The 11,553-nt window shown below is 39.6% G+C and carries 10 protein-coding genes; 8 read left to right on the top strand and 2 right to left on the bottom strand.

Annotated elements, in window-relative coordinates; translation table 11 throughout:
- Nucleotides 1–11 precede the first annotated feature (11 nt).
- Nucleotides 12–1,115, bottom strand: coding sequence for a DNA polymerase III subunit beta (gene dnaN / locus AN395_RS17855; RefSeq protein ID WP_054983817.1), 1,104 nt, complete (start codon nt 1,113–1,115; stop codon nt 12–14).
- A gap of 13 nt (nt 1,116–1,128) precedes the next feature.
- Nucleotides 1,129–2,520, bottom strand: coding sequence for a chromosomal replication initiator protein DnaA (gene dnaA, locus AN395_RS17850; RefSeq protein ID WP_004588059.1), 1,392 nt, complete (start codon nt 2,518–2,520; stop codon nt 1,129–1,131).
- Between the two features lie 616 nt (nt 2,521–3,136).
- On the opposite strand from dnaA, the gene rpmH reads away from it, so the two are divergent.
- The 8 genes from rpmH (at nt 3,137) to rsmG (ending at nt 11,550) form a co-directional block, all read left to right on the top strand.
- On the top strand, nt 3,137–3,271 hold the full coding sequence (gene rpmH, locus AN395_RS17845) for a 50S ribosomal protein L34 (protein ID WP_004335215.1): 135 nt from the start codon (nt 3,137–3,139) through the stop codon (nt 3,269–3,271).
- A 7-nt stretch (nt 3,272–3,278) separates the two neighbouring features.
- A complete protein-coding gene (rnpA, locus tag AN395_RS17840; protein WP_029772813.1) occupies nt 3,279–3,704 on the top strand; it encodes a ribonuclease P protein component in 426 nt (141 codons plus the stop codon).
- Between the two features lie 125 nt (nt 3,705–3,829).
- On the top strand, nt 3,830–4,105 hold the full coding sequence (gene yidD / locus AN395_RS17835) for a membrane protein insertion efficiency factor YidD (RefSeq protein ID WP_004588061.1): 276 nt from the start codon (nt 3,830–3,832) through the stop codon (nt 4,103–4,105).
- Between the two features lie 8 nt (nt 4,106–4,113).
- The gene (gene yidC, locus AN395_RS17830; RefSeq protein ID WP_024032130.1) at nt 4,114–5,748 is read left to right on the top strand and encodes a membrane protein insertase YidC; all 1,635 of its coding nucleotides are present in this window, start codon (nt 4,114–4,116) and stop codon (nt 5,746–5,748) included.
- 135 nt (nt 5,749–5,883) lie between these two features.
- A complete protein-coding gene (gene mnmE, locus AN395_RS17825) occupies nt 5,884–7,248 on the top strand; it encodes a tRNA uridine-5-carboxymethylaminomethyl(34) synthesis GTPase MnmE (RefSeq protein ID WP_004588063.1) in 1,365 nt (454 codons plus the stop codon).
- A 900-nt stretch (nt 7,249–8,148) separates the two neighbouring features.
- Nucleotides 8,149–8,598: an FMN-binding protein MioC gene (gene mioC, locus AN395_RS17820; protein ID WP_054983816.1), complete on the top strand. Its 450-nt coding sequence runs from the start codon at nt 8,149–8,151 to the stop codon at nt 8,596–8,598.
- 426 nt (nt 8,599–9,024) lie between these two features.
- Nucleotides 9,025–10,914, top strand: coding sequence for a tRNA uridine-5-carboxymethylaminomethyl(34) synthesis enzyme MnmG (gene mnmG / locus AN395_RS17815; RefSeq protein ID WP_054983815.1), 1,890 nt, complete (start codon nt 9,025–9,027; stop codon nt 10,912–10,914).
- A 15-nt stretch (nt 10,915–10,929) separates the two neighbouring features.
- Entirely contained in the window at nt 10,930–11,550 is a 621-nt protein-coding gene (rsmG, locus tag AN395_RS17810; protein ID WP_004588066.1) for a 16S rRNA (guanine(527)-N(7))-methyltransferase RsmG, read from the top strand.
- The last annotated feature ends 3 nt before the right edge of the window (nt 11,551–11,553 follow it).

The following is an 11,553-nucleotide window of genomic DNA, read 5'->3' as shown; positions in this document are numbered from 1 at the left end:
TAATGGGTATCTTATAATCGCATAGGCATAACCACGTACGTTGCTTCTTCATCGCCCGCACCTTCAATAAGTGCGCTGCTGTTTGAATCTGCTAATGTAAATAGTACATCTTCTGTTTTTAATGTATTTAGTACATCTAATACATACGATACATTAAAACCAATTTCTAGCTCATCACCCTCATACATTACTTCTACTATTTCCTCAGCCTCTTCTTGCTCAGGGTTATTAGCCGTAATTTTAAGTAAGCCATTGGCAAGGTTTAAACGCACACCTCTAAATTTTTCGTTAGATAAAATAGACACACGTTGAAACGCATTACGTAACCATTCACGGTTAGCGGTAATTACTTTATCTCCACCACGTGGTAATACGCGGCGGTAATCAGGGAAGCGGCCATCCACTAACTTACTAGTAAAAGTAAATTCCACATCGATAATACGAATATGGTTAGCGCCAAATTGAATAGTAACTAATTCTTCATCGGCAACCATAAGGCGCATAATTTCTTGCACACCTTTGCGCGGTATTATTAATTGGCGCTGCGTATTTAACGATTGGCCTAATTCTTTTTGCGCTATTGCCAAACGGTGGCCATCGGTGGCCACTGTTTTTATGTCGGTATTATCTACTTCAAACGACATGCCATTTAAGTAATAACGAACGTCTTGGTTAGCCATTGAAAAATGCGTGCTTTCAAGTAATTTACGTAACTCTAAACGCGTTAGCTGAAACTCAACCTCGCCATCCCACTGCTCTAAATTAGGAAAGTCTTCCGCGGCAAGCGTTGTAAGTGAAAAGCGGCTTTTACCACTGGTTAAAAGCAGTTGGTGCTCTTGTAAGCTCAATGTAAGCTCAGAACCATCAGGCAGGCTTTTACAAATATCGAGTAATTTTTTAGCAGGTAGCGTTAACTTTGTATCGGCAATATCATCACCAACAAAAACACCTGCAACTAGTTCAATTTCAAGGTCTGTGCCTGTCATTGAAAGTTGCCCGTTTTCTACCACTAACAATACATTAGATAATATAGGTAACGTATGTTTACGTTCAATCGCACCCGATACTTGCACTAATGGCTTTAAAAATTGTTCTCTTGAAATGGTTATTTGCATAATAAAGTCAGCCCTAAGATGACAACGTTCTTATTAAATTTTGATAATCTTCTTTTATTTCGTGGCTTTCATCACGAAGTGATTTAACCTTTCTACACGCATGTAATACCGTGGTGTGGTCACGTCCACCAAATGCGTCACCAATCTCAGGTAAGCTGTGATTAGTTAATTCTTTAGATAATGCCATAGCTACCTGACGCGGCCTCGCGATAGAGCGGCTGCGGCGCTTAGATAACAAATCTGACACACGTATTCTGTAATACTCAGCCACGGTGCGCTGTATGTTGTCTATAGTGACAAGCTTATCTTGTAGTGCCAATAAATCGCGCAGTGCTTCTTTTACAAAGTCGATAGAAATTGGGCGTCCGGTAAAATTAGCATTAGCTATTACACGGTTAAGCGCGCCTTCTAATTCACGTACGTTTGAGCGTAATTTTTTAGCGATAAAAAAAGCGACTTCGTGCGGTAAATTAATTTTACTCTGCTGCGCTTTTTTCATTAAAATGGCAACGCGCGTTTCAAGCTCTGGCGGCTCTATAGCAATCGTTAAACCCCAACCAAATCGTGATTTAAGCCTGTCTTCTACGCCCTCAATTTCTTTTGGGTAGCGGTCAGAGGTTAAAATAATTTGCTGATTACCTTCTAATAATGCATTAAAGGTATGAAAAAATTCTTCTTGTGAGCGCTCTTTATTAGCAAAAAATTGAATATCATCAATCATTAGCGCATCAACACTACGGTAATAACGTTTAAATTCTTCAATGGCGTTATTTTGTAGTGCTTTTACCATGTCTTGCACAAAACGCTCAGAATGCATGTAAACAATTTTAGCATCGGGCTTGTTAGCCATAATGCCATTACCTACTGCATGTAATAAGTGAGTTTTACCTAAGCCAGTGCCACCGTAAATAAATACCGGGTTAAAGGCAGAGCCAGGGTTATCTGCAACTTGTGTTGCAGCCGCTTTTGCTAGCTGGTTAGATTTACCTTCAACAAAGCTGTCAAAGGTATAGTTATCTTTTATATTAGATTTATAGCCTGATTTAGGCGCAGGCTCTACTGCTGCTTTTTGTTCTACAGGTTGCTGTTTAGCAGGTGCCTGTGAACTAGGTGATGCAGGGGCTTCAACACTTGGCGCCGCCGCTTGAGTATTTAGTAGTGGTTTACTACCTACATCAAAACGTAATTCGGGCGCTTCATCACCACAAATTTCTACAAGTAACTCATTAATACGGTTTAAATACTTTTCTCTTACCCAATCAAGAACAAAGCGATTAGGTGCGTAAATCGTTAAGGTATCTTCGGTACTTTCTGCTTGTAGTGGTCTTACCCACATACTGAATTGTTGCGAAGGCAACTCATCTTGCAATACATATAAACAACTTTGCCAAACCGACAGATACACAGTTAAACTCCCAGAGGTATAATTTTTATTCCCGCACATCAATAATGATTAAAAATCATGCATTTATTGCGTTCAATTGGCCAGCTACCCGACCCAAGACCGGGTATTATGAAGGCACTTTATCCACAAGTAAAAGATTGATTTTTATAAAATTGTTGATATCAGTGTATAAATATCTTAACAGACTGATTTATAGCGACTTTTATTTTAAAGCCTGATAACAGATCATAACAAAAACACACTGAGATCGCGAACCAATTTTACGATCTAAATGAGTTTTCCCATGCTTTTATTCACTTTTTAAACACCAGCTGTGGAAAACTTCTTAATTATGATGATCCTAGTTGATCACCCTACTTTATTACGATCCACATTCTTTTAGTCAGTCTCGGCCATTAATTCGCCTTTTTGCGCAAAAGTAGACCATTTTGCTTTAAAATTAATCCATAAATATCAAGCTAGCGTACAAAAAATGTAATAAACACGGTGTTTACAGCGCAATTATGATTGACTTTAAAGTGCTTAATCTATAATATCTCGCGCTCGCAATGGCACCTGTGCCAGGATCGCGACCTGCATAGGATGTTTTAACTTTAACCGATCGGATGAGATTGTTATGAAAAGAACTTTTCAACCTAGCGTTTTAAAACGCAAACGTGCACACGGCTTCCGTGCTCGCATGGCAACTGTAAATGGCCGTAAAGTATTAGCACGTCGCCGCGCTAAAGGCCGCAAAGTTCTTTCTGCTTAATATATAAGTGGAAGACTTTAGCTTTGGCAGGGAGTTACGTCTGTTAACTCCCTCGCATTACTCTCGCATATTTAATGAACCCGCTCGGGCTGCAACTCCTTTATTTACTCTTTTAGCTAAACCTAATGACCAAGATAAACCTAGGTTAGGACTCACTGTTGCTAAAAAACGTGTAAAAAAGGCATGCCAACGTAACCGTATTAAACGACTCGCTCGCGAAAGTTTTCGTTTAAATCAACACACCATCGATAATATCGATATTGTGCTTATGGTAAAAAGTGGTATTGATGAGCAGTCTAACGAAGAAATAACTAAACAACTTACAAAGCTGTGGCGTAAAATAAATGAACGCTGCAAACCTGGTGCACCTAAACCACCACCTTTTAAAAAACGCCCAAACAAATCAGCTAAATCTAATAAACAAACCCGATAGCAATAGAATTGCAGGGTTAATTAGGGTATCTTTAGCTCACCTTTTAATCATGCGTTTAAAATCTCTAATTGAGCCTTTAAATACATGGTATCTATTCACTAAATATACGCAGGGGTATAAACACCATGAGGTTACTTAAACCACTTGTTGCTATTCCAAAGCGTTGTTTAGTGTTATTTATCCGCGGTTATCAAATGTGGATAAGCCCACTACTAGGCCCGCATTGTCGTTTTAATCCAAGCTGCTCTCATTACGCTATTCAAGCAATTAATTTGCATGGATTTGTAAAAGGGAGTTGGTTAGCACTTAAACGCATATTAAAATGCCATCCTTTACATTCAGGCGGAGAAGACCCCGTTCCTGAAAAATTAACCCGTATTAACCACCAACACGAGAAATAAGAGCTGTTATGGAATCGCAACGCACGTTTTTATTAATCGGTTTAATGTTAGTGTCGTTTTTATTATTTCAAGAATGGAATAATGACTACAACACACCTAAAGCCGATCCTAGTGCCACTACACAAACACTAAACACAACGTCACCAGAGTCAGATGATTATATACCGTCATCGTCAGATTCAGGTTTACCTGCTTCGGCTACCGCTGCTAAGCGTTCAGTTATTGACATTACGACTGACGTTTTCAAAGTAAAAATAGACACCAAAGGCGGTGACATTGTTGAAGCAGACTTACTCCAATACGAAGAAGTAAAAGGTGAAGAAACACCATTTATGCTTCTAGGCGAGTTTGATGGCAATCAATACTTCTCACAAAGTGGTTTAATTGGTTTAAATGGCCCAGACGCATCAGCGAATGGTCGCCCTACTTACCAAGCAACGCAAAAAGCCTACACGCTAAGCGGTGATGAGCTACGTGTACCACTTACCTATGTTGATAGTAATGGCGTTAGCTTCACTAAAACATACGTATTTAAAAAAGGTCAATACGATGTAGGCCTAGAGTACACAGTAAATAATGCTACAAGTGCGCCAGTGCAAGTACAGCTATACACGCAAATTAAGCGTACCGTACAAGAAAAAGGCAGCTTAGTAGATCAAAACTATCTAGGTGCAGCTTACGGTACTGATGAAGAGTCGTACGAAAAATACAGCTTTTCAGATATGGCTGACAAAAACCTAAATAAAAACACCCAAGGCGGTTACGTTGCATTTATTCAGCATTACTTTGTAAGTGCATGGGTACCTAAGCAAGACGAAACACACACGCTTTACAGCTTAATTACTAAAAGTAATGCCGCTATTATTGGTACAAAAGCAGCGCCTATAAATGTACAAGCCGGCAGCGAGCAAACTCTTAATGCGACTTACTACATGGGTCCTAAAGAGTCAGATATTCTTGAAGCGATTCACCCAGATTTAGACTTAACTGTAGATTACGGTTGGTTATGGTTTATTTCGCAGCCTTTATTTGTACTTCTTAAATGGTTACACAGCATTTTAGGTAACTGGGGTGTCGCTATTATTGCCATCACTATTATCGTTAAATCGTTAATGTACCCACTGACTAAAGCGCAATACACGTCAATGGCTAAAATGCGTGCCCTTCAGCCAAAAATGGCTGCCCTAAAAGAAAAATATGGTGATGACCGTCAAAAGTTCGGCCAAGCTACTATGGAAATGTACAAAAAAGAAAAAGTTAACCCTATGGGTGGCTGTTTCCCTATTTTGCTACAAATGCCAATTTTCTTAGCGCTATTTTACGTATTCTTAGAATCAACAGAGCTGCGCCATGCAGAGTTCATTCTTTGGCTAACTGACCTTTCTACAAAAGACCCATACTACGTATTACCAATATTATTTGGTGCAAGTATGTTTGTGACGCAAAAACTACAACCAATGACGGTTACCGATCCAATGCAGCAAAAAATGATGACCTTTATGCCGGTTATCTTCTCTGTATTCTTCTTATGGTTCCCATCTGGTTTAGTACTTTACTGGTTAGTGTCTAACCTTATTTCTATTGTCCAGATGCTTATCATCTACCGTGGCATGGAAAAGCAAGGTATAAAAGTAAGAGGCTAGCTCAACGGCTACTCATATAAAGGCGACTTAGGTCGCCTTTTTTATTGCCTATTTTTTACCACAGCTATTCGCTACCAATAAATGCATAGGTTACAATAGCGCCATTAAAGTTACTCTCGTTGGCAAATAAATAGCATGATCAATCAAGACACAATTGCAGCACAAGCGACCGCTCCTGGGCGTGGTGGCGTAGGTATAATTCGGGTTTCTGGCAGCCTTGCTAAAAGCGTGGCCGAAAAAATAATAGGTAAAGTACCTAAGCTTCGCTATGCCGACTACGTTCCTTTTAAAAGTTTAAGCGGCGAGCAACTCGACCAAGGCATCGCTATTTATTTTGCAGGGCCAAATTCATTTACCGGCGAAGACGTACTTGAACTGCAAGGTCACGGCGGCCCTGTTGTACTCGACATGCTATTAAAAGAAATTAGCCAAATAGAAGGCGTTCGCTTAGCTAAGCCTGGTGAGTTTTCTGAGCGCGCCTTTATGAACGACAAGCTTGATTTAACCCAAGCAGAGGCTATTAGCGATTTAATTAATGCAACCTCAGAGCAAGCAGCTAAAAGCGCCCTACAGTCGCTACAAGGTGAGTTTTCTAAACACATTGAAACCCTAGTAGAAAAAGTTATTCATTTACGTATGTATGTAGAGGCAGCCATTGACTTCCCTGATGAGGAAATTGATTTTTTATCCGATGGTAAAGTATCGGGCGATTTAGATGCCATCATCAGTCAATTACACACAGTAACGAGCCAAGCTAAGCAAGGCAGTATTATGCGAGAAGGTATGCGCGTTGTTATTGCTGGGCGCCCTAATGCGGGTAAATCAAGCCTACTTAATGCCCTAGCAGGCCGCGAAGCTGCCATAGTAACCGAAATAGCCGGTACTACTCGCGACGTACTACGTGAGCACATTCATATTGATGGTATGCCACTGCATATTATCGATACCGCAGGTCTACGTGAAAGCCCAGACCGCGTTGAACAAATAGGTATAGAGCGCGCGTGGGATGAAATAAATCAAGCTGATCGCGTGTTGTTTATGCTTGATGGCACCGACACCACCGACACCGACCCACACGCAATTTGGCCTGAGTTTATGGCAAAATTACCGCAAGGTATGGGTGTTACCGTTATCAGAAATAAAGCCGATTTATCGGGCGATGCAGTAGGTATGGATGAAAACCAACAATACCCAGTAATTAGTTTAAGCGCTAAAAATGCGCAAGGTATTGAGCTTGTACGCGACCACTTAAAAGCTTGTATTGGCTTTCAGGGCGCAACAGAAGGTGGATTTATGGCGCGCCGCCGCCATTTAGATGCACTTGAACATGCCGCCTATCACTTAGATACTGGTAAAACGCAGTTAGAAATGCACGTCGCCGGCGAAATATTAGCCGAAGAGCTACGCCTAACGCAGCAGTACTTAAACGAAATAACCGGTGAATTTACCTCAGACGACCTACTAGGCAAAATATTTAGCTCATTCTGTATTGGTAAATAACTCGCTAAAGCAGCATAAAATAACACTTACTTTAGGGCACATTAGTGCCCTTTTTTATGCCCGGTATAAAAATTAAAAAGCTAAAATGGGGCTAAAATTAAATAAAAACGCGCCTGATTTTAGCGTATTCAACTCACCTGTTTAATCTCTTACAGTATGAAAATACACCACGTTAAGCGCGTAATTGGCGCTCGATATAGCTTAAAAAAGTACCAATATACCGCTAAAAAGTATCCTTAAGTAGATCGTTTTAACTACGGTTTGTGAATTTATAAGCAAAAGTAACCGGTACTATTAAGGCCAGCGGGCTCGTTTTTAATTGCTCCACCAGCAAAACTCCTCGCTGAACTTGAAAAATAATAAGACTAATTAAAAAAGGTTATCCACAATCGCCTACTTTATGGCTAATAAATCAAAAATAGCGGCACATTTATAAGCTTAAACCGTCACGATCTATAAAAAGCGTGGTTTATTACACTTATTTTCACTTTTTTAGGGCAGATCTGCTTAATCGGATCGTTTTTAAAAATTATTTTTGATCGCCTTTTTAAGTTATCAACAAGATTACTATCCACATTATGATCAACAACAGCTTAGCTATATAAAAACGTGGGCTGGTGGCCTCACTTATAATAAAAAATCAATGACTTAGCTTTATTTAGATCTACAAAGCATACTAGTTAAGCAGAGCTTTCCCCAACCTTATCAACAACTTGATCAGAAGATTACATTTAAATAGTTTTTGTTAATTCATTTATATTCAATAACTTATATAAGCAATTACACCAAAGAGTAAAAACAACTCAAAAATAGTTATACAAAATTACAAAGGTTTTCTTTACTGCAAGGCTAACTCAGTTATCATAGCGGGCAAATAAGTAATGTGTGATCAGTTTAAATATGAGTTCTGTAAATATAATCGTTGGTAGTCAAATGGGATCTGCAGAATATGTAGCAGAACAACTATGTGATGAGTTAAATAACCAAGGTATAAGTGCTGAACTACATGATCAACCTAATTTATCTGATATTGATCAACACAATACAATCTGGCTTATATGCACATCGACCTATGGCGCGGGCGATTACCCCGACAACCTTTTACCATTTGTTGAGCAGCTAAATCAGCAAAGTGACTTATCTGCAATTAAATATTCAGTCATTGGCTTAGGCGATACCAGCTACGACACCTATAACCTTGCTGGGCGTAATATAAATAGTTTAATGGCAAGCCTTGGCGCAACATGCATAGCGCCAAGGCTTGAATTAAATATTCTTGATGAGGCATTACCCGAAGATACCGCCCTAGAGTGGTTAGATTCGTGGATAGAGAAAACACAATTAAAGTAATGTGATCGATCAAAATGCATAAACAAAGTTACCCACAATTTACTAATAATTTAATAGCTTTTGTGGATAACCGCTGATCAAACTGCGTTTTTAAGCATGCTTATCCATGGGATAAGATCCAATCGATATTGGGCTGTGCATAAACCCCCTTTTTGATCAGAGCTTATTTGCCTGATGATCCGATCATATTAACACCTTTAGATCTGATCTAATTTTATGTTTTAAATGAATAAATAGAGCTTATCAACAGAAAACCCGATCACTAGTAGTAATAGTATTAAAAGATCTCTTTAAAAGATCCTTTATATTATAAGTGATCAGTGACTTAGATCTTGCCCACTGTTTAATCATTTATCTTCTGCTAATTTCTAGGTAGAATACGCTCCCTTTTGAAGTTTACTGGTTTGATTAAGTAGGATCCCATTAATGATTTTTCACGAAAAGTTTGACGTTATCGTAGTAGGTGGTGGACATGCAGGCACTGAAGCCTCATTGGCTGCTGCACGTATGGGGATGAATACCCTGCTGCTAACTCATAATATGGATACACTTGGTCAAATGTCTTGCAACCCTGCAATTGGTGGCATAGGCAAAGGCCATTTGGTTAAAGAAATTGATGCGCTAGGCGGTGCCATGGCACAAGCTATTGATAAAGGTGGTATCCAATTTCGTACCTTAAATTCTTCAAAGGGACCTGCTGTTCGTGCAACTCGAGCACAAGCTGATCGCGCTTTGTACAAAGCTGCAATTCAAAACACATTACAAAACCAAGAAAACCTAAAAATATTTCAACAATCGTGTGATGATCTTATCGTTGAAAACGACAAAGTTGTTGGCGTAGTAACCCAAATGGGATTACGTTTTAGCGCACCTAGTGTTGTATTAACCGTAGGTACTTTCTTAGGTGGCCAAATACATATTGGTTTAGAGAATTTTAAAGGTGGTCGTGCAGGCGATCCCCCTTCAATTGCACTTGCTGATCGTTTACGTGAGTTACCTTTTAGAGTAGACCGTTTAAAAACAGGTACTCCACCACGTATTGATGCCCGTACAGTTGATTTTAGCAAGATGCAAGAACAACCAGGTGATGCGCCTACACCGGTATTTTCGTTTATTGGTAAACAAAGCGATCACCCACAGCAAATACCGTGCTATATCACCTACACAAACGAAAAAACCCATGAGGTCATTCGTAACAATTTACATCGCTCGCCTATGTACTCTGGCGTAATTGAAGGTATAGGACCACGTTACTGCCCTTCAATAGAAGATAAAATTGTGCGCTTTGCTGATAAAGACAAGCACCAAATATTTGTAGAGCCTGAAGGTTTAACATCGTACGAGCTTTACCCAAACGGTATTTCAACCAGCTTACCTTTTGATGTGCAGTTACAAATTGTGCAATCGATAGATGGTTTTGAAAACGCACATATTTGTCGCCCTGGTTATGCTATTGAATATGATTTCTTTGACCCACGTGATTTAAAACAGTCATTAGAAACCAAATTTATAGACGGATTATTTTTTGCGGGCCAAATAAATGGTACTACTGGTTATGAAGAAGCCGGTGCACAAGGTTTAATAGCCGGTATGAACGCCGCTTTACAAGTACAAGGCAAAGATGCATGGACTCCACGTCGTGATGAAGCATATGTGGGCGTACTGATAGACGACTTAGCAACGCTTGGTACAAAAGAACCGTACCGTATGTTTACTAGCCGTGCGGAATACCGTTTATTATTGCGTGAAGATAACGCTGATATTCGCTTAACAGAAAAAGGCCGTGAACTTGGTTTAGTTAACGATGAGCGCTGGCAGGCATTTAACGAAAAAATGGAAGTGATCGAAAAAGAGAAACAGCGTATTAAAGAAACCTGGATCCATAAAGATCATGCTGTGGTTGATCAAGTAAACGCCTTATTAAAAACACCGCTTACTCGTGAAGCAAGTTTAGAGGATCTACTTCGTCGTCCAGAAATTCGTTACGACGATTTAATGGCTATTGATGGGCTAGGATCTGAGTTTACAAACCAAGCTGCACTTGAACAAGTTGAGATCCATACTAAATACGCAGGCTACATTGCGCGCCAGCAAGATGAGATCAATAAACAACTTCGTCATGAAGAAACCATTTTGCCTAAAGAGTTCGATTACTCAACGGTATCGGGTTTATCAAACGAGGTAGTTGCTAAGTTAACAGATGCGCGTCCAGACACTATTGGCCAAGCTTCTCGTATTTCTGGTATCACCCCAGCGGCGATTTCGCTATTATTAGTGTATCTGAAGAAGCAAGGCTTATTACGCAAAACTGCGTAACGGTAAAGGTAAACTGTGTTACAGCAACAATTAACAACATTGTTAGCGCAAACTGATATTGCGCTAACCGAAAAACAACAACAGCAATTAGTTAAATACGTTGAGTTACTAAACAAATGGAACAAAGCGTATAATTTAACGTCTGTACGCTTACCAGAAGAAATGATGATTAAGCACATTATGGATAGCTTAGTTGTTGCACCTCATTTACCCGGTCATCATTATATTGATGTAGGCACAGGTCCTGGCTTACCAGGTATTGTATTAGCTATTGCACTACCTGATACGCAATTTGTATTGCTTGATAGCTTAGGTAAACGTGTTCGCTTTTTAATGCAAGTTAAACACGAGCTCGGGCTAAATAATGTCACCCCTGTGCAGTCAAGAGTTGAAGAATATCAACCAAGTGTTAAATTAGATGGCGTACTAAGTCGTGCGTTTGCTTCACTGCAAGATATGGTTGATTGGTGTTCACACTTAATTGATCACTCAGGCAAATTTATAGCGCTTAAAGGTGTGTTTCCTAGTGAAGAGCTAGAGTCGCTACCTGAGGGGGTAAAATTTGAAGATAAAATCTCGCTAGTAGTGCCTGAGCTTGATGCACAACGACATTTAATTATTCTTTCTAAAGACTAGGGA

It is taken from the genome of Pseudoalteromonas sp. P1-30 (assembly GCF_001400005.1).
Lineage (GTDB): Bacteria > Pseudomonadota > Gammaproteobacteria > Enterobacterales > Alteromonadaceae > Pseudoalteromonas > Pseudoalteromonas atlantica.
This window is presented reverse-complemented; position numbering and strand designations above follow the sequence as displayed.